Consider the following 21,372-nt stretch of genomic DNA (forward strand, 5'->3'; position numbering starts at 1 on the left):
TTTGATCAGGACAGTTGAATATCGATCTGCTTATATTCCTAAAATATTTCTTACTATTTTTAAAACGTGTTGTTGTATCTTAATAGAGGATGACAGCTTTTTGGATTAAAACAAAATATAATGATTGTAAGAGTTACAGTTTCTGCTTTTTTGGTTGCTATTTTTAGTCTCATCGCGACCCTACTTGTACATGAAGCAGATTTAAATATGATTTATGCGGCTTTCTGCTGTTCGCCGTATTTTATTATTCTCGCGTTGGTTTATTTTCATTTCGATGTTTTTAGGAAGAAATTTAGTAGGGTAGTGAAGCAAAAAATCGCTTTTGAATTTGGTTACGGATTTCTATTTTATTGCTTTTTTTCTTTCTTGCTTCCAGTATTACTTTATTTATTTACGTTAGATAATGCGTACGAACATCGTTATTATGCGGATTTAGTTGGGGTAATTAAGGAAATGCTGCCTTGGATGTTAACAATCAGTGCATTCCTCTCCTTATCGAGCGGCGTGATGATAATCTGGGCATTAACATCCTGGAAATATGTGCTGTTCACGCTATTCGGACTTCTGGTTTCACTCCCGGTTATATTTGCATTATCAACGACTATAAGCACATTTAATGAACTACGGGAGGAACGTCTCACGCAGGAAGATAATGTTAAGAACGGACGCTATACATGGTCCTGCTCGATGAGTAACCCAACAGCTTATCCGGTTCAGTTATATAATGGACGTTTTATCTTTCCAAAAGATGAGGATTACGAATTTACGTTTAGTGAGGGCAATATTGTGAACTATCATGGCGTGTGGGGACAAGCAGGAGGCGGTTCGTATGAACAAATGATGTCATTACCTAAAGCATTGGATGTGACTTGGTATTCATTCGTTGAAGATGCTTTTTATCGGATGGAGGGTGCGATTGATTACAATAAATTACGGACACTTTTCAGCACGTCATTTCAAGAAAAAGGAGCGAACAAAACTGTCGACGAACATTATAATAAGATTATTTTGGGTTTTGCTCCGGGGGGCGTACTGGTGATATGGGTCACGGGCACAGGACGTCGTCAAATTGAAATCGGCCGATACCAAGCTAAGAAAGTAGTGATCAAAGCTACGGATCAATACAAAGGAAATGGGGCGTATGGAAATATCTTTAATAAGGAATGGCGAGAAACGGTATTGTCCGACACTTCAATTATTCCTTCGGAGATTCAGCAAGCAATTGCAAATAAATCTATTCCGTATGGTTATTGGGATAAATTACGTATGCGTTATCAGTTGCAGCCAAAATTTATTTTTTCTTCCGACATTAAAACTTTCGATGCAGATTTTGAGTTTTTTAATGCAGAGCGTTTTGTCTTTGATGAGAGCGGCCGGTATATGGAAATGGAGGCTCGAGGCCTTCCGAAAGATATTTACATCAAATGGTATGATCAGCATAATAACCGCTGCGCCGCCCGGTTTATTTTTGATGAAGATGAAACTTTTAAAAACTTTGCTTCATTTTTCAGTGATAAAAGGGGGGATAGCGCCGAACTGGCGATCAGTGTTGATACAAAGACTAAAATAGCAACAGCGACGTTGAGTAATCATAGCGCGAAAAAGATGCTTTTAAAAACCGAGGTAATCGACTATGGAGCGCATTTTTAGCGCGTTGAGCTAACTCAGCAGTATCTTTACGGCATCCCATAAATCTCAACAGATTAGGTTTTCGCCTAAGTACTTTGTACAATAAGTACTGGAGTTAAGGAATGTTAAAACTGATATACAATCTTTTTATTTGGCTATATTCATAACAGCGTTTACATGTTATCGATAATGATAGCGCCAATTTAACGATAGCGCCAATTTAAATCTCTTTTCCAATCCTTATTGAGTCATAAGCAAATGGTACGATTGAGTTTAAAATTTTTTAGATTCATAATTCTTTTTAATCTATTGGTGACGGTCTGTATTCTTTGGCAGTCGCAACGTTTTATGTTGAGATCCATTGATACAGCGTCGTTCTTCATGTTCATATTCTGGTTGAAGGTTTTCGGTACTATTCTATCTGTTGCCGTCGAATATCTCTTTCACCTTTCTAAAAAGAAAATATTTCTTAAAAACCTCCACCTTTCGCCGAGTCGGATGCTAATAAGGCTTACTGGAATAGATTTGTTGTTATTTATAATACTATGTCTGATATTGAAATGCTTTATGATCGCAATTTATACCTAGATAGTCTATCGTTTAGCCGCGGTGGAAGAAAGATCATTTCAAATCTTTTTTTGACTTTTGGACCAAACGAGGTGATTGGAATATTGGGAAAAAATGGAAGCGGAAAGTCTACGCTAATGAAAATCATATTTGGAGAGACCAAACCTGATTTTGCATTTATGCGTTGCCAAGGTGTAAAATTTGAAAAGGGATACCGAACGAAGGAGATTGTATATCTGCCCCAAGAAGGCTTCTTACCTCGAGAATTGCGGCTTTCTGAAGCAATTCGTTTTTTTGAAATAGATGATTCTCATTTACTGGAACTTTCATTTATTCATGAAAATTTAAATAGGCATCTGGGTAACCTCTCGTTAGGAATGATCCGCTTTATTGAAACTTTAATACTATTGCATACCAAACATTCTTTTGTTTTACTTGATGAACCCTTTGTCGGACTTAGTCCTATTTTTATTGAGGTGATTAGCGCGCACATTGAACGTGTCAGGCATCGCAAAGGAATATTGATAGCTGACCACTATTTTAGGCAAGTAATGGATGTAAGCGATCGCTTATATCTCCTAAAGGACTCCCATTTGATCCATGTCTCGAATCAGGAGGATCTCGTATTTGAAGGGTATATAAAACAAATAGATTAATCAGGTAAGTTATACTAGATTAATCTATTTGATGCCATGAATGACTTATTGCTATAAAAAATTATTTAGCATTTTTTGCGGTAACATTAAGCTCGATGTCAACGTTTTGTGCAATCATCCAATCTTGTGGGTTACCTTCTGTACCGTAAGTAAGTCCCCAATCTTGTCTTTGGATCGTAAATTTAGAGTAGAATGTTACCTCGTCACCATTGAAGGTAATTTTTGCAGGGAACGTTACATTCACCGTTTTATCTTTGATCGTCAAATTACCACTAACTGTATTTGTTGCGTCAGCAACAACACTTTTTCCTTGTGCCGCATCGAATGGACCGACTTTGGTGATTTCAAATTTCGCAGTTGGATATTTGGCTACGTCAAAGAAATCAGCACTTTTTAAATGCGCATCCAAATCTGATGATTTTTTACCACCTGAAGTTGTAGGATCCACCGAAGCAGAATCGGTAAGAATAGAATTCACATCGATGGTGAAAGTACCACCGGTGACAGCATTATTTTCGACGGATAGCGTACCCTCGCTTTTCAGAACACCATATCTTGGATTTAAACCACCTTTGTGGTATCCAGTCCATTTCAACGAACTTTTATCTGCTTCAACAGTGTAAGTTTGTCCTTTTTGTTCAGTTACTTCCTGTGCAGTTGTTGTTGTTGCTTTATCACCATTTGTGTTTTGACAAGAAGCCAACAAGAGGATAAGGGCTAAACCCGAAATTAATTGCTTTTTCATTTTTTTATCGTTTTATTGTTATATGTTATATACGATTTAAACTTTGACAGCATCAACGCTGCCAATCTGAGCTTTTGATGCTGCTGGTACAAAGGTAGAATATAGATAGTTTATTTTTGGTATTAGTTTCCTTAAGGAAACTACTTTCCAAAAAGATAGTGCCTTATCACTTTATAAATCTGTATTTTTGTTGGAAATTTAGGTCAACGAAACGGAGACGCTCTAGTCAACTGATCTAAGAATGATCGTCTATGGAATTAAAAATACCACTGGCGGCCGGCAATAGAAGAATAAAAAATAGTGAAATGAAAAAGGAAGCAACTTTAACGTCGTCGGGTGTATGTAAAACGCGCATGTTAGCCATCAATGATAGCATGGAAATTTTGGCAGGAAAATGGAAATTCCATATCATCGGTACATTATTGTTAGTGGAGAAATTACGTTTTATGGAACTATTGCGCGAAGTAGATGGGATTGGAGCCAAAATGTTATCTAAGGAACTTCAGGATCTGGAAATGAATCAATTGATCAGAAGAACGGTGCTCAACACAAAGCCTTTGACTGTTGAATACGAATTGACTGAATGTGGTAAAACTTTGGGACCCATCATCGACGAAATTGCCAAATGGGGGATTACCTACCGCAGCAAGCTGCACACAAAACAGGAGGATGTTGTGTCTGAAATTTAGTGCTTGAAATCAAAACCGCGATAGAAATGTGCTTTTTTAAAGAAAACTGCTGCCGGATAAGCGCATACTAAAGTCTACAGGCATGTTCTAAGCGGGGAAGGGTTTTCAAGCAGTTCAGCTATGCGATTTTCTAGGTCTTCTAGATCGAAAGGCTTGGCAAGGTAGCTATCGGCTCCAGCCCGCTGTGCAAGCGTTTCAATATCGGTATTTGCAGATAGATAAATCACCGGGATATCTCGATATAAAGGATGATTTTTGAGTAGCCTGGTGGCTTCAACACCGCCTATTTTTGGAATCCAATTGTCCATCAGAATTAAATCTGGACGTACTTCCTCCACTTTTTCAATGATGTCATGAGAGGTTTGTGAAACGGCTATATTATAACCATTTGTTTCAAGAATTATTGTACATATTTCAAGGACATGCTTATCATCGTCCAACATCAGTATAGTTTTGCTTCCCATGGTATCGCTTAAAAAAGTGGTGCTAAATTAAATAAAAAGCGTTAGGGAAAGCATAGGGTAAAATACCGATTCGAATAAGTAGAAATGCGTATTTTAGCATAATTTGTAACTTAAAGCGATTCTAAGGTTGCCCATTTTGCTGCTGCATTTTTTTGAAATTCACTTGGAGTTAGCCCAAATGCTGCTTTAAAGCAGGTGGCAAAATAGCGGGGATCTGAGAAGCCTGTTTCAAAGGCGACTTCACTAACAGCAATGGATCGGTCTTTTTCCATGATCTGACACGCATGTTTTAGCCGTATATTTTTAATAAATTCACTGGGAGATACATTCAGCAGGACTTTGGTCTTTCGATATAGCGTTGATTTGGATAGGCCCAATATATCTCCCAGCTTGATCACGTCAAATTGATCGTCGGCAAGATGTTCTTCGACAACTTGAATCATCTTCTGAACAAATTTTTCATCTAAAGGTGTATGATCGAGTGTCGAAATATTAATTTGCGTGTTATGCTGAAAAACGAGTTGACGACAACGTTTATTAATAATAAAACTTTGGATTTTGGCTTCCAGAACCTTAATCTCAAAAGGCTTACTAATGTAACCGTCTGCGCCAGCTTGATAGCATTCTATACGATCTTCAATACTATTTTTGGCAGTCAGTAGCAAAATAGGGATATGATTGAACTCTGCATTGGATTTGATCGTCTTGCATAACTGGAGTCCATCGAGTTCAGGCATCATAATATCGCTCACAATGATATCTATTTCAGTATGTTCGAGCACTTCCAGACCTTTTAGTCCATTGTGCGCAATATGTACCTGATAATTTTGAGCTAAAATTCGCGCCATAGTCGAACGAAGTTCTTCATTGTCTTCCACCAACAGGAGGTTGAGCTTGGATTGTGTTGCATTTTTGGGTGTGCTATCATCAACGGTATTCGATTCCATAATGGTAGCCTTAATTTCTTCAACAAAGGGTTGTTCCATGACAGCGATCCCTTGGTTATGGTAATACAATTTATCTACCGGAACCGTGATTTGGAAGTTACTTCCGATATGGCGTTGGCTTTCTACATGAATTTTGCCATGATGCGCCTCTATCAGCTGTTTGGTCACGGATAGTCCTATACCATTACTTTCAAGATGTTTTGTGGACGTATTGGTGTAGAAAGCTGTGAAAATTTTCTCCATGTCTTCAGGATAAATTCCTATACCAGTATCGCGAACATAGATGAATAGTCTGTTGCAGCCCATGCTTTCCTCTACATGATAGGAGAGTGTAATCTTTCCACCTTGCTCCGTATATTTAAATGCATTGGATAAGAGATTGAACAAAATTTTGTCAATTTTGTCAACGTCATAGAAAAGGATTTCAGGACAGTCTCCATGCTGAATTTCAAAGTCGATTTTTTTCTTTTTGGCAATGGGGCCAAAATGCATGTCACCCAATTGGGTAACAAAAGAAGGGAAATTAGACGCGCTGATTTGCAGTTTCATGCTGTTATTTTCCATTCTTCGGAAGTCTAGGATTTGTTGGAGCAGCCGTTTTAGACGACTGAGGTTAAGACGCATTTTATCGAATTGTTCCAAATTATTCTTTGTAGTCATCTGCACATCGTCAACTAAACAAGAGATAATTGTAAGAGGCGTCAGCAGGTCGTGTGAAATATTGGTAAAATAACTGAGCTTGGACTGCGCAAGTTCTTTCGTCTTCTCCTTTTCGATCTGCGCTATCTTTAAATCACCGCTCAATTTAAGACGTTTGACAGAATAGCTAATAAAAAAGAAAGCAATGCCGGTAAACGCACAGGCGTATAGAAAATACGCTAAATTGCTCTCATAGAAGGCAGGCTTTTTTATGATTTCAATTTGAGTAGAAGCTGTATTCCACTGATTGTACAAATCGGTTGACTTGACTAAAAACCTGTACTTTCCTTTACTTAAATTGTTGTATGTCGCAAAAATACGATCTCGCGGAGCGTAGATCCATTCTTTATCTACCCCTTCTAATTTATAAGCATAACGTATTTTTCCTTTCTGGCTAAAAGGTAGGGCTGAAAACGATATTTCGATATTTTGGTCTTGGGGATTCAGTGTTAAACTAGCAATATCATCGCTAAATAGCTCCTTTTCTGATTCCAAAACAATGGATCTATTGTTTATTTTTATATCTGAAATAAGGACTTTTTCGTTAAAATCCGGTAAGATGCTGTGATCATCCAGTTGAACAATTCCATTGTACCCGCCAAAGTAAATGGTATTGGAGCTCCTGTCTACAGCAAAAGCCCGTTTTGAGAACATGTTGACTTGGAGGCTGTCAGCTGTAGAAAACTCACTTATATGCTTGTTCGCCTGGTTGATCTTGTATAAATTCCGTGTCGTAGACAGCCAGGTGTAGCGATCGAGACAGACAACATCGAGCAGTTGGTTTTTCTCAAATAATGTACTGTTGGCGATTTCTGATACTTTTTGGCCTGCGAGTTGATAATTCAGTAACCTATTATCTTTGGTGCCAATCCACAGATTACCGGCCCGATCAGCATCCATCGTTTCAATCTGATCCGTTCGTAATCCTGGCGTCTCCTTTCCAATGTGTCTGATTATGGACTGTAAATTGCGGTTATCGATACAATAGATTCCGTTTTCTTTGGTTGCGATCCAGATAAGGTTTCCCTTCCCTTGGGCAATCGCTACGGGCTGATCCTTTATCTTAGCAATCATCGTGATAGGTTCCGATTCCGACTTTTTTAGGAGGAGGCCCTGCGTCGTTGCAATCCAGAGTCGTTTTTGCGAATCCGTAAAGAAAAATGAAGGTTTACCTTGATGTCTGATCTGTTGAACTAAATCGATCTTCCGTAAGAATTTGATCGTATTGTTTTTCTTCTGAAAAACATTGATCGAAGCTTCATAGGCAGAGCCGACCCACAGTTCCTGTCCAAAATCTGTGGCACAGGTAACAGCACGGATCGAAATTAGATCCCTGAAATTGGAATTGCTGTATGTATTGAGCTGATTTGTTTTAGGAGATAGGCTACCAAATCCAAAACGTTCCAGATTGAACCAAAAGATTCCGGTTTGATCGCGATAGAGCATATTTAGATTTGGGGAAATACTATATAATGCCTTAATCTGTTTGAAACTATAGTTTTTAACGATTGGTTTGTCAAAGCTAAACATGAACACCCCTTTACCACCTACAGCGAGCCATAATGTGCCGTGTTTATCTTGGTAGATATCATTAAAAATATTTGTCGTGTTGTTGAAGTGGCTCGAAAGATCAATTTCTTGTAATTGACCATTTCGATATTGAAGTGTCGATATGCCCGAGAAAGACAACACCCAAATATAATGGCGGCTTCGATCCTGAAGAATGTTGTAGAAAAGATCCTCTTTACCGCCATGTCGGCGCTTATTTTTTATTTCAATTTCTCTGTAGGGATTAGTCGCCTGCAGCGGGTCGAATAAATAAATTCCATCTCCCCAGGTGCATATCCATAGTTGTCCATGGTCGTCTTCCATGAGTTTGAACGGATTGTTGCGTTGGCCTAGTCTAGGATAAGACTTTAATTTGTTGTTACCCTGACTTAACATAAATAAGCCGTCTCCCCAGACACCCAGCCAAATCCGAGCCTGGCTATCCTGAAAGATCGTATTAACGGTTTTGCCTCGCATGCTATTATTTAGAATAGAAGCACTTTGGGCGTTTGTCAAAGGCTTCAATGTGCTATCATAGATATAAATACCATCATCTGTTCCAATCCAAAGCCGTTTTGAACCGTCAACCAACAGGGTATTGACGCGAATGTTGGCTACCCGTGGATCATTCAGTGGGACAACCTTATAATTTCGCTTATCTAAAACATAAACACCTTTTTCTCCCCCTAAAATTAGTTTATTTTCGAATTCTATAAGCGTACGGATCGCTTGTTGACTGGTGGCTTTTCCGGCGGCATCCTTCAATTTAAAATTGAGGATATTATAAGCATCATAACGACTTAAACCCTGTGTGGAGGCATACCAGATGTATCCCTCCCGATCCTGTATCGTCTGATTGATCGTGAGGGAGGGAAGCTCATAATTTTTTGTTACGGGATCAAGCCCCATCTGTTGGCTATAAACAACAGTAGTCAAGGATAGATATAGATGCAAAAATGCAATAATCTGCCGAATACGTGCGCTCATCTTGATAATCTTTTAATCCACCTCTTTCAACATCCAGTTTAGTTAGCATTCTTATCCATCAATAGCTGCTGTGCTTCATTGACCGAAGCGGCTGGCAGTATGTCCTTTCACTCCTAGATAGCTGTGTCACTGGGCGAATAGCGGGAATCCAACTGAAAATTTTTAGGTTTATATGGATTAAAGATACAAATGTTTTTTAAATAAGTGTATATTGTACGTTTATTGAATCTGAAGTTACTCTACACGATTTTTAGACCTTCTAGACACAAAATGATCCCATTTTCGGTCATGATTAGTCTTTATTCAAACATCTACAAAATCGATTTGTGGTAGCTTTGTTTATCCCGGTTGGGGATCAAATTTATAAATCTCAAGACATGCGTATCAACTTTATTTTATGCCTATTACTTATAGGGCATTTTTCTTTTGGACAGAAACTAAAAAAAGAAGTTGTCCTTTCTCAACTCAAAAGTGCAAACGATTATTGGCAATCTCATCACAAGCCACAAGTTTGGGCATTTTGGGATCAGGCAGCTTACCATACTGGAAATATGGAATTCTATAAGATTTCCAATTCAAAAAGTGATCTGAAATATTCTGAGGACTGGGCCAAATTCAATGATTGGAAAGGTGCGAAATCAACCAACAAACAAGAGTGGAAATATAGTTATGGTGAAACGGATGATTATGTTCTTTTTGGAGATTGGCAGATTTGTTTCCAGACCTATATTGATCTTTATAATTTTTCACCAAGTCCCGAAAAGATAGCGCGTGCTAAAGAAGTTATGGACTATCAGATTCATACACCCAATACAGATTATTGGTGGTGGGCTGATGGTTTGTATATGGTCATGCCGGTGATGACCAAGATGTATAAATTGACGCAAGATCCACGCTATCTTGATAAAATGTATACCTATTTGCGCTACGCAGATAGTATTATGTTCGATCAGGATGAGCATTTATATTATCGCGATGCCAAATATGTCTATCCCAAACACCAGAGTCTCCACGGCAAGAAGGATTTTTGGGCGCGGGGTGATGGTTGGGTGTTTGCAGCCTTGGCAAAGGTTCTGCAAGATTTACCCAAAGCGGATAAGCATTACCATTATTACCATGAAAGGTTCAAAAAAATGGCACATGCAATCGTGAGCTGCCAGCAAGAGGAAGGGTTTTGGACGCGAAGTATGCTAGATCCTGAACATGCTCCTGGGCGGGAGACAAGCGGTACAGCTTTTTTTACCTATGGTTTACTTTGGGGGCTCAACCAGGGAATACTTATTGATCCGAAGTTTTCTAAAGCGGCGCTTAAGGGATGGAACTACCTCAGTGAAATTTCACTCCAAGCTGACGGAAGAATTGGATATGTACAGCCTATCGGTGAGAAAGCTATTCCCGGACAGGTTGTGGATGCGAATTCTACTGCTCCATTTGGTGTCGGTGCATTCTTATTGGCCGGAACAGAGATGTACCGTTATCTGAATAAAAAATAAGTGATGTATGAAGATGATAAATCAAGTTGTATTTTTCTTCCTTTTGCTGTGGGCAGGTCAATCTGTTCAGGGGCAAACTGTAAAAAAAACGTCTACTGTGCCTGATGAGGCAAGTAGAACGTTCTGGCTCCAAGAAATGGATCGCATGCTGCGGCCCGTATTAAGGAGTTTAGCACATGACAGTCTTCGATTAAATATGCCTCAGATGACATCCACGCAGGTGGATAACAGAGCGCATCGGATTAAAGTGCAGTACGTTGAGGTTTTGGGAAGGGTATTGTCCGGTATTGGTCCGTGGCTTTCATTGGATGGAGGGTCCAAAGCAGAAAGAAAGCTCCGCGATCAATACAGAGCATGGACTGTTCAGGGACTAAAAAATGCGTTAGATAGTAATGCGCGAGATTTTATGCGTTTTGATCTGGGCGGACAACAGCTTGTAGATGCATCTTTCATTGCTTTAGGTTTTATCCGGAGTCCATGGCTGTGGGATCACATTGATGAGCAAACTAGAAAAAATTTGATTGCATCGATCAAGATAACGCGTCAATTTCGGCCTGCCTATTCGAATTGGCTGCTATTTTCGGCGATGAACGAAGCTTTTTTAGCTCAATATTCTACCGATTGGGATGTAATGCGTGTGGACTATGCCCTGCAGCAGTTAGAGCAATGGTATGTCGGAGATGGTATGTATATGGATGGTCCGCATTATGCTTTTGATTACTACAATAGTTATGTCATTCATCCTTTTTTGGCAGGCATCATGGACATTATTCAATTGAAGACCAAACATTACGATAGCATGTTTGCTAAAATCAGCCTTCGTAATGAGCGATATGCCATCATCCAAGAGCGCTTAATCAATGCAGATGGTAGTTTTCCACCAACAGGAAGATCCGTAATTTATCGTGCTGCAGCCTTTCATCACTTAGCGGACATGGCGTTCAAGAAACGACTTCCTCAAGAACTGACCAATGGGCAGGTTCGGGGTGCGCTGTCTGCTGTGTTGAAAAAGACAACAGAAAATCCAGGTACCTACCAAAATGGCTGGTTGACATTGGGCCTGTATGGTAGCCAGCCTGGCTTGGCAGATTCGTATAATAATCAGGGTAGCCCTTATCTCTGTTCGGTTATTTTCTTGCCTTTAGGCTTGTCTGATGAGGATCCTTTCTGGACAAGTGAAGTTGAGGACTGGAGTGCCAAGCGAATTTGGTCGGGACAGGATTGGAGTAAGGACTATAGTAAAGCTATTCACTAAGATAGTGGCTGTGAATGAAAAGATATCGGATTCAAATATGTAGAATAGGAATGCTGTGCGCTTCATTCCTCTTGATTCTTTGTGCAGTGCAAGGACAAGAAATTAAGGAAACAATAGCCGGAAACGGATGGGCTAAGAATACGGTCAACACCGCTGTATTTCGGAAAAATTCCCTAACCAGCAACGGCAAATATCAATATATAGCCTATTACGATGGACAGGGATATGTTGTATTAGGGCGACGCCTACTATCCGGTAAGCTTTGGCAGCTCCGTCGCTCAGGTTATACCGGCAATGCCAAAGATGCGCATAACGTGATCAGCATCATGGTGGATCAGGAAGGATATCTGCATGTGTGCTGGGATCAGCATAATAGTCGATTGCGCTATGCGCGATCTATCCATCCGAATAGTCTTGTACTCGGTGAAGAGCAGATTATGGTCGGTCACAATGAAAGCCGGGTGACTTATCCTGAATTCTTAAAACTGCCCAATGGTGAGCTGTTATTTCTATATCGGGATGGTGGATCCGGGAATGGCAACCTTGTGGTGAATACGTACGATAGTAAACAGCAGCAATGGAAACGTATCCATAGCAATTTGATTGATGGGGAGGGAAAGAGAAATGCTTATTGGCAAAGTTATGTCGATAACCACGGAACGATACACCTCTCTTGGGTTTGGCGTGAAAGTCCAAATGTAGCGAGCAATCATGATATGGCTTATGCTTGTTCAAAGGATGGCGGATTAACATGGCAGCGAAGCGACGGAATAAGATATGACCTGCCCATGAAAGCATCTACGGCAGAGTATGCTGCCCGGATTCCGGAACGGCACGAACTAATCAATCAAACATCAATCGCTGCTGACGATAGTGGGAATCCTTTCATTGCTACTTACTGGCGTGCTCCAGCATCGGACATTCCGCAATATAAAGTTATTTATTTACAGGATGGTCAATGGAAGGTTCGATCTTTTGATTTTAGAGAAACCCCATTTAGCTTAAGTGGTGGTGGTACAAAGGAGATTCCTATTGCAAGACCACAGCTATTGGTTCGGGGTAAGGATAAGAAGATTGCATTAACATTGATCTTTCGTGATCAGGAAAGGGGCAGCCGGCCTTCGATTTTGACGTTACAGGGTATGCAGCAAGAATCGCCGAGGATTACTGATCTTTGTCAAGAATCTGTAGGAGCGTGGGAACCAACTTACGATACTGAGTTGTGGCGAAAGAAACGGAAAATTGCGCTATTCGTACAGGCTACGGTACAAAAAGATGGGGAGGGGTTAGCAGAAACGGATCCGACAGCAGTAAAAGTGCTGGAATGGCGCGACAAAGGGAGAAGAAAATGATAACATTAAGCAACATGAAAATAAAACAGGGCCTACTTAGACTGCTGGTGTTTAGCTGCGTTTTTCTTGGATTCGCAGCAACTGCTCTGAGCCAGAATAGTTCAGTTTTCGAACTGAAAAATCCAGATTTTAAAAAAAGTCCTTACACTGGACTAACACGCCAACATTGGATGGATGCTGCATCCTATCTGTTGGAAGGGGCATTTTCTGTCGTTAGCGACTTAAATAGCCCGATGTTATTTCCCAAGCAGCCTGGACGTAGCTACCCTAGAGATGGCGTGCACAATGAAACAGAACGATTAGAGGGGCTTTGCCGTACGCTTTTCATCGCTGTGCCGCTTTTAAAGAAAAATGCCGACTACGAGATCCGAGGTATTCGCGTAGCAGATTATTATAGGCATCAACTGGAACTGCTATTACATAAGGGCTCCGAAAGCTATATTGCCCCACTTCCAGAAAAAGGCGGGCCGAGTCAAAAGCTGGTCGAATTTGGAGGTTTGGCTGTGGCGCTAATGGCAGCGCCTGAAGTGCTTTGGGATCCGTTGCCACAACATACTAAAAATGAACTCGCACAAACCATGCTGAGTTATGGTAATGGACCAACGATACAGATGAATTGGCGATTTTTCAATATTATGATTTTAAGCTTTTTTAAAAGTAGAGGTTACCCCGTTCGGGAGGATTACCTGAAGGATTTATTGGACAAATGTCTTCAAGATTATAGGAGCGACGGCTGGTATAATGACAGTCCTTACTACGATTACTACAGTATGTGGGCTTTTCAGCTGTATGGATCGCTTTGGGCCGCTAATTATGGTGCGACGATGTACCCTGAACTTGCTGCAAAATTCAAATCGAATTTGCATGATGTGGTGAAAAGTTATCCCTATTTATTTAGCCGTAATGGTGAAATGATTATGTGGGGCCGTAGTATTTCGTATCGTATGGGGGCCGCAGTACCCTTTCCATTATTGGGGTTATTGGATGATCCTTCCATCAATTACGGTTGGATGCGGAGAATTGCTTCGGGTACTTTGTTGCAATTTTTAGAGCATCCCGATTTTCTTTCGGATGGTATTCCCAACCTAGGCTTTTATGGCGCTTTTGATCCTGCGGTACAGGAGTATAGTTGCCGGGGAAGTGCATATTGGCTGGGGAAATTCTTTTTAGGTCTATTGGTTCCGGAAAATAGCAGTTTTTGGACTGCTTCAGAAAATCAGGGTGCCTGGAATCGTCAGATTCCAAATGCGAAGGTGCTGAATACCTATATAGAGGGGGCACAAATGTTGATCACTGATTATAATAGCATCGGTGCCTCCGAAATCCGATCTTGGAATACCAGTAGGGACATCGGCTACTATCAAGGGACGGAAAATTACAATAAGCTTTCCTATAATAGTGCTTTTCCTTGGCAGGCCGATGGGAAGAACGGGGAAATTTCAATGAATTATACTTTTCAGACCCAACCTGCCAAGTGGGAATCACTTCGGATGTATCAATTTATCGGGTACGAGGAGGGAGTTTATCGCCGTACGGCGACCTTGGCTTCGGACACGAGTATACATCTATTCTTGGCAGAACGGACAATAGCAAATGGAATTTTGAGATGTGATCAATTACTTTCCGAAAAGCCTTTGGCCTTGCGGCTGGGGCATTATGCCCTCCCAAAATGGAAGGATCATCCTATCCATTCAGAAAAAATGGAGTATAACGGTAATGAGGCGATGATTTTAGATAATGGGCAATACCAATTGGCTATGGTAAGGCTCATGGGTTGGGAGGGAATGGAAAGCTTAAGTTGCCGAGGACTTCATCCTGTAGCGCAAGAGAGTGCTGTATTGAATTGTTTTGTAGGTGGAAAAAAGCCGCTAGGACAATGGTATGTCACCTTGCAGCTGTGGAAGAAATCGGGAGAAAAATGGACAAATGAAGAGCTTTTTCCGCAAGTGAAAGCAACGGATAAGAAAGTGGAGATTCGCTGGCGTAACGGAGAGAACTACATCTTTCCTACGCGCATTTAACAAACAGTAGTTATAAAGTGTAAAAGGGTTGCCAAAAAAATGGCAACCTTTTTTTATGGTCTAATAAGGCCACTCTTATCGCCTGTGTTTCCGATTGCCGTGGCTTTTTAAGCCTGGCTGATTAGGCTATCGCATCGTAATTGAATTGGTTTATCGTTGTTGAATGTCGATTTTTCAGCATTTTGAAGCGAATTTCAACTCAATTGAACTAAAATCAAACACCAAAATCTCGCTTCAGAGCTACTTTTGTCTTGGGTCCAAAACAATGTTGGACGAATTATTCACTTGTTTCTTTCAAAAGTTAGCGCACTATTTTTCGCAGGAAACAAGGACACCAATTGTAAACGACAGGCTATGAATTCAACTTGAGAAGAGTATCCATTGGACATTCTGGCATTGCTGGGTTGATTCCAGAAGCACGTAGAATATGAAAAACTAACCAAATCATTTATTAATAAATTATGTTAAAACATTATTATAACCGATATTCAAAAAAGGGCATTTTATTGAACAGCCTTTTTCTGATAGCCCTGTCCAGTTACGGGCAAAGTGCAAATGTGAAAGGGGTTGTTAAAGATACCTCGGGCAAGGGAATTGCAGGTGTTACGATTCGCGTAAAAGGCGGTGCGGAAACTGTGCAAACTAATGGACAGGGGAATTTTTCAATTCAGGCATCCCCAGGTAGCACCTTGATCATCACCTCCGTTGGTTTTAAGGAGAAGCAAATCACCATAGGGCAGCAGGCCAATCTGGACGTTGCACTTGTACCTGCAGAAAATGTTCTGGAAGAGCTTGTGGTGGTGGGCTATGGTAGTCAGAAACGATCGGATATAACCGGTTCGGTCGCTTCAGTTCCTAAAGACCGTCTATCAAAGATCCCTGTGAACAACGTCATGCAGGCCATTCAGGGTGCGGTGTCTAACGTGACGGTATCCCAGGTATCATCAATTCCTGGTGATGCGCCTTCGGTGCAGGTAAGAGGAAGAAACTCAATTAATGCAAATTCCCAACCTTACATTGTGGTAGATGGAATACCATTGTCTCGTACGGATGGCTCTATTAATGACATCAATCCCAATGATATTGAATCTGTCGAAATCCTGAAAGATCCTTCCGCTGTGGCTATTTATGGTGTAAATGGTTCGAACGGTGTGATATTGATTACTACAAAGAGAGGAACAACCGGTAAACCGTCCATTCGGTACAGTGGCTATGGCGGGGTAGAAAATATAGCGCACATCCTCGAACCTGTTTCTGGCGAGGAACTGTTAAAGCGTTATGCGGAATATGCCCGTATCACCAACACGAGTTTGTACAATGGCGGTCCGGTGCGCAATCAATACGAGTATGAAAATTATAAAAATGGCGTAACGACGGATTGGCTGGATGCGGTGATGCAGACTGGCGTCATACAAAACCACAACGTCAGTTTATCGGGCGGTAGTGAAAATGCCAAATATTTTGTGTCGGGCGATTATTTAAATGAAAAAGGAGTTTTGTTGGGTTACAATTACAAGCGTTACTCGTTCCGAACAAATACCGATTTTAAGGCCACCAAATACCTTTCGGTGGGTACGTCCTCCTTTATCGTTGCACACAATAGAGATGGCGGCCGGGCTAATTTGTTGCAAGCTGCGGCAATGAGTCCCTACGCGAGAATGTATAATGAGGATGGCTCTTTAACACAATACCCGATGTATTCTGAGCAACTGTGGTCCAATCCTTTGTTGCCAACAACTTTAGATCCACAGCGCCGGCAATTTAACATTAGCCTGAACGGCTATGCCGATTTGAATTTTGGTGAATTGTACAAGCCATTAGCAGGGTTGAAATATAAGTTGAATGCAGGTTATTCCTTTGTGCCGGTTAGAAACAATGAATACGAAGGTGAGTCGGTATATAATTTTGCTGGTCTTGGACGCATAACCAATAATGAAACACAGACTTATACCTTAGAAAATATATTGACCTACACCAAGAACTTTGGTAAGCACCATATTGACTTCACTGGACTATATGCGGCAAAAAGCAAATATTGGCAACAGGCAATTGCAACGGGCGAGATATTTCCCAATGATGCACTTGGTTGGGGAAATCTGGGTGCGGCGTCAACACAAAAGGTTTCTTCGAAGGCAGATTTATATCGTTCAATATCACAAATGGGCCGTTTAAATTATGCGTATGATAGTCGTTATATGCTGACCTTGACCGTTCGACGGGATGGTGCATCCGTTTTTGGCAGAAACAACAAGTATGGTACTTTTCCATCCGCAGCAGCAGCGTGGAATTTGCATAACGAATCCTTTATGCAAAATGCCAAACAGATTGTCAATAATTTAAAATGGCGTATTTCTTATGGTCTCTCGGGTAATGAGGCAATCGATATTTATCAGACTCAGTTTTTAATGAATTCGTATCCTATAGCGATGAATGGCTTGTCAAATACGGCCTTAACGATCCGAACCTTGATGGGTAATGATAATCTGCAATGGGAAAAAACAAAGGGCTTCAATACAGGGGTTGACTTTGGATTATTCAATAATCGGGTCTCAGGTAGTATTGACGTATACAAATCCAATACTTACGATATGCTATTAAAACAGCTTTTACCAAAGTTAACTGGATTTGCGGATGTATTTTCCAATATGGGCAAGATGCAGAACACAGGTGTTGATCTGACTTTAAATACCAAAAATATTGTAAAGGATCAATTTAACTGGTCGAGTACACTGGTTTTTTCCCGTAATAAAAATAAGATCACGGAAGTATATGGCAACGGGAAAGAGGATTTGGGCAATAGGTGGTTTATTGGACAGCCCATAGGAGTCATCTATGATTATACGAAAGTGGGTATCTGGCAGGCGGATGAGATTGCATCTGGAGTGAACAAGGGGTGGGATGATGCTGCGCAAGCGGGCGACCTTAAATTGGCCGATCTAAATGCCGATGGAAAGATTGATGACGGTGACCGGTCTGTTCTTGGGCAGACAGCACCGAAATGGACTGCGGGTTTAACCAATACGTTCACTTATAAAGCATTCACCTTAAATGTTTTTATCAATACTGTCCAAGGTGCATTGCGTAATAATCCACAAATAGGCGCCGCCTCGGACGAGATGGGACGTCGAAGCACACCTGCGGCCCTCGGATATTGGACGCCGGAAAACAAAAGTAATGAATGGCGTTCGCTGGGGAATCATTCCAATGTTCATGGATATGGCTTCCCTTCTAACGCAAGTTTCACCCGTTTGAAAGATGTAACCTTAAGTTATACAATGCCACAACCACTTGTGGAAAAAATTGGTGTTCAGGGGCTGACAGTATATGCGAGCGGTCGAAATCTGTATACCTGGACCAATTGGCTGGGCTGGGATCCGGAGGCTCGGGATATCGGACGAGGTTCTACAGATGACAATATCAACTATCCAATGGTGAGGACGTATGTTTTAGGCATTAACCTTAATTTTTAATGCTTAGACATTTATTTTTCAAAAATCAATTACATACACATGAAAAAGACGATTAACAATTATACCACCTTATTTTCCATATTGGCTTTGTTATCCGTAGGAGCCAGCTCTTGTGGTAAAGGCTATTTGGACGAGAAACCATATTCTAATTTCGATGCAACGAATGTTGATCCGACGACAGTGGAGAACAGGTTGCTGGGTTTACATTATAACTTTGCCCAGCTTTGGGGCTACAGTGGCAGGCAAGGATTTCTTTCCTGTTGGCAGATCGGGACAGATATTACGAGTGCTGGATCGACAGAGGGCGTTGAGAATCCTTTTTATCAATATGCCGATCTCAATTCAGAAAATGGAGGCGTAAGTTTCTTGTGGGAAAAATGCTATGCATTTATTAATAATGCCAACCTCATCATTGACGGAGTAGGCGATAGCAATCCGAAGGCCGCCGCTGAAGCACGATTTTTTCGCGCATACGCCTATAATATGCTGGTTACATTGTGGGGAGATGTACCTCTGTTGACCAGCTCCATTAAAGTGCCTTCATTTAATTATACACGAACCGCTGTTGCTGAAATTGACAAGGTTATCGCCGATGATTTGAATTATGCGGTTAAAGAACTTCCTGATCTTGCTACAGCGAGTACAGCTAGCCGAATTAATAAGGATATGGCGAGACAGCTCGCTGCAGAAGCTTTTTTACGTATTGGTATGCGTGACGCAAGCTATTTCGCACAAGCTGAAACGATGGCAACCGCTATTATCAATGGTGGTAACTATAAGTTGATTGAGGCACGTTATGGAAAATACCTGGCCGAAGGTGGTGATTACTTTAGGGATATGTTTCGTCAGGGAAATATGCGACGCAGGCAGGGAAACACCGAGGCCATCTGGACTTTTGAGTTGGAGTATAATCGTGAAGTTAATGGCGGCACGACCGATAGTCCACAACAACGCAGGGTATGGCAGCCGGCTTACCATAAATGGGATGGTATGGTCAATGCTGATTCGCTGGGTGGTAGAGGAAATGGCCGTTTACGATTGAGTAATTTTATGAAATATACGGTATGGAAAGGGCTGAAAGGCGATATCCGCAATAGCAATTTTAATATACGGAGGACAACCAATTATAATCGTCCAAATTTTACTGCAGAAATTGGTGTTGATGCGGATGGTTATCGGGTTGCAAAAGGTGCAGGAACTAAAAACATCGTCATCAAAACCGGAGATAAGGTCGTTCCTTTCCGTACCGATAGTTTGGAAGTCTGGTATCCATTTCCAACCAAATGGGGTGGTTATGATCCACTCGATGATTTTGGCTATGCGCTGGTGAAAGATTGGCCAGTCATGAGATTTGGGGAAACCTATTTGCTGCGTGCAGAAGCTCGGTTGCGGCAGGGAAATGCAGCCGGTGCCGCAGAGGATATCAATAAGCTGCGTGATCGCTCATTTAAAGCAGCACGTGCGGAGTCTGGTAATAATCAGTTAGGCAAAGTGGCCTCAAGTGATCTAACGGTAGATTTTATCTTAGATGAACGCGCCAGAGAACTGATTTCAGAAGAGAACCGTCGGATGACTTTAGTTCGAACCAATAAATTGAAAGAGCGGATTTTACGCAATGGGGATGCAGGACCTGCAAATAAGATAACAACTGGTTTTCAAGATTATAACGCTTTGTTACCTATTCCCTTAAGTGAAATTCAGCTGAACAATAAAGACGGTGACAACCTGAAACAAAATATAGGTTATAAATAGTATTTTTTTGCGGATTAAACGTTTATTGTGGGGGGTGAAAGCCCCTATTTGCAGGCAATGGGCTGATTAGAGAATCAGCCCATTGCTTTTTTTAGGATTAATGCTATTTTCGTATAAACAAAAAAGATATGAGTATAGCGTTAATCCTCAATCGAAGCAGGGCTGAGGAATGGAAGGTCGAAATCAATACGTATTTGCCGGAAGTGAAAGTGGAGATCTTCCCTGATATTGAAAATTATAGCGAGGTTGAATTTGCTCTTTGCTGGAAGCCTGAGGCGGATTATTATACTTATTTTCCCAATCTAAAAGTTATACAGTCTGGGGGTGCCGGAATAGATCACCTATTCCCCCAAAATATTCCATCTCATCTCCATATTTGTCGGATTATTGATCCCATGTTGAAAAGCGATATGTTTGAGCATGTTTTGACCTGTGTAATGCATTCGATGAAGAACTTTTCGACATATATAGATGAAAAAGAAAATAAACATTGGCGTCCCTTGTTGTATAAATCAATTGGAGAAACTACTATAACGGTATTAGGATTAGGTGAGATTGGGGGGTATGTGGCTGAGCAGTTGTTGCGGTTGGGTTTCCAGGTGAAAGGGTGGTCAAACTCTACAAAGGATTTTCCCGGAGTAACGTCGCTTACAGGAGCGGCAGGACTGGGTTTGGCGGTAGAAAATGCGGATTTTATCGTCAATATTTTACCATTAACCGATGCTACTCACGGTATTTTGGATCGTAATCTTTTTAATTTGTGCGCCAAAGGAACTGTCCTTGTAAATGTTGGCCGAGGTGACCATCTCGTGGAGAATGACTTGTTGCATGCAATTGCCGAGAAAAACATTGCTGAAGCTTATCTTGATGTATTTCATCAAGAGCCATTGCCGCAAGATCATCCGTTTTGGGACTGCCCCGCTATTATTATAACCCCACATGTTGCGAGTAGAACAAATATAGGCTCGTCAGTCTTACAGGTGGTGGATAATTATTGCAGAATGGCTGATGGGCGACCTTTGCTCAATGAAGTTTCTTTGGAAAAAGGTTATTAGAAATTTGAGCTTTAAGCAAGTTCTGCGATAGCAAGCTTGGTCG

The 21,372-nt window shown here is 41.1% G+C and carries 13 protein-coding genes; 10 read left to right on the forward strand and 3 right to left on the reverse strand.

The window, feature by feature from the left end; translation table 11 throughout:
- Positions 1-120 precede the first annotated feature (120 nt).
- Both B2W36_RS21320 and B2W36_RS21325 read left to right on the forward strand, forming a co-directional pair.
- Positions 121-1,650: a DUF2931 family protein gene (locus B2W36_RS21320; RefSeq protein ID WP_293889488.1), complete on the forward strand. Its 1,530-nt coding sequence runs from the start codon at positions 121-123 to the stop codon at positions 1,648-1,650.
- Positions 1,651-2,174: 524 nt separating this feature from the next.
- On the forward strand, positions 2,175-2,852 hold the full coding sequence (locus B2W36_RS21325; protein ID WP_293884783.1) for an ATP-binding cassette domain-containing protein: 678 nt from the start codon (positions 2,175-2,177) through the stop codon (positions 2,850-2,852).
- 61 nt (positions 2,853-2,913) lie between these two features.
- Here the strand turns inward: B2W36_RS21325 and B2W36_RS21330 are convergent, their stop codons facing one another.
- A complete protein-coding gene (locus tag B2W36_RS21330) occupies positions 2,914-3,597 on the reverse strand; it encodes a YceI family protein (protein ID WP_209577957.1) in 684 nt (227 codons plus the stop codon).
- A 251-nt stretch (positions 3,598-3,848) separates the two neighbouring features.
- Here B2W36_RS21330 and B2W36_RS21335 point away from each other — a divergent pair, with 251 nt between their 5' ends.
- The gene (locus B2W36_RS21335) at positions 3,849-4,286 is read left to right on the forward strand and encodes a winged helix-turn-helix transcriptional regulator (RefSeq protein WP_293884784.1); all 438 of its coding nucleotides are present in this window, start codon (positions 3,849-3,851) and stop codon (positions 4,284-4,286) included.
- A gap of 74 nt (positions 4,287-4,360) precedes the next feature.
- Here the strand turns inward: B2W36_RS21335 and B2W36_RS21340 are convergent, their stop codons facing one another.
- Positions 4,361-4,750 carry a response regulator gene (locus tag B2W36_RS21340; RefSeq protein ID WP_293884785.1) on the reverse strand — a complete coding sequence of 130 codons (390 nt, stop codon included), beginning with the start codon at positions 4,748-4,750 and terminating at the stop codon, positions 4,361-4,363.
- Positions 4,751-4,860: 110 nt separating this feature from the next.
- Complete coding sequence (locus tag B2W36_RS21345) at positions 4,861-8,931, reverse strand: hybrid sensor histidine kinase/response regulator transcription factor (RefSeq protein WP_293889489.1); 4,071 nt, start codon at positions 8,929-8,931, stop codon at positions 4,861-4,863.
- Positions 8,932-9,308: 377 nt separating this feature from the next.
- Between B2W36_RS21345 and B2W36_RS21350 the strand changes: the two genes are divergently transcribed.
- From B2W36_RS21350 to B2W36_RS21380, 7 genes are all read left to right on the forward strand, one after another.
- Entirely contained in the window at positions 9,309-10,424 is a 1,116-nt protein-coding gene (locus B2W36_RS21350; RefSeq protein WP_293884787.1) for a glycoside hydrolase family 88 protein, read from the forward strand.
- Positions 10,425-10,431: 7 nt separating this feature from the next.
- A complete protein-coding gene (locus tag B2W36_RS21355) occupies positions 10,432-11,679 on the forward strand; it encodes a DUF2264 domain-containing protein (RefSeq protein WP_293889490.1) in 1,248 nt (415 codons plus the stop codon).
- Positions 11,680-11,765: 86 nt separating this feature from the next.
- Positions 11,766-13,031 (forward strand): BNR repeat-containing protein, encoded by a 1,266-nt coding sequence (locus B2W36_RS21360; RefSeq protein WP_293889491.1) that lies wholly within the window; start codon positions 11,766-11,768, stop codon positions 13,029-13,031.
- A 14-nt stretch (positions 13,032-13,045) separates the two neighbouring features.
- Complete coding sequence (locus B2W36_RS21365; protein ID WP_293889492.1) at positions 13,046-15,052, forward strand: DUF2264 domain-containing protein; 2,007 nt, start codon at positions 13,046-13,048, stop codon at positions 15,050-15,052.
- A gap of 461 nt (positions 15,053-15,513) precedes the next feature.
- Positions 15,514-18,522 (forward strand): SusC/RagA family TonB-linked outer membrane protein, encoded by a 3,009-nt coding sequence (locus tag B2W36_RS21370; protein WP_293889493.1) that lies wholly within the window; start codon positions 15,514-15,516, stop codon positions 18,520-18,522.
- Positions 18,523-18,561: 39 nt separating this feature from the next.
- A complete protein-coding gene (locus B2W36_RS21375; RefSeq protein WP_293889494.1) occupies positions 18,562-20,274 on the forward strand; it encodes a RagB/SusD family nutrient uptake outer membrane protein in 1,713 nt (570 codons plus the stop codon).
- A 128-nt stretch (positions 20,275-20,402) separates the two neighbouring features.
- Entirely contained in the window at positions 20,403-21,329 is a 927-nt protein-coding gene (locus tag B2W36_RS21380; protein WP_293889495.1) for a 2-hydroxyacid dehydrogenase, read from the forward strand.
- Positions 21,330-21,372: the final 43 nt, after the last annotated feature.

It is taken from the genome of Sphingobacterium sp. UBA3549, assembly GCF_002376635.1.
In the GTDB taxonomy this organism is placed as follows: domain Bacteria; phylum Bacteroidota; class Bacteroidia; order Sphingobacteriales; family Sphingobacteriaceae; genus Sphingobacterium.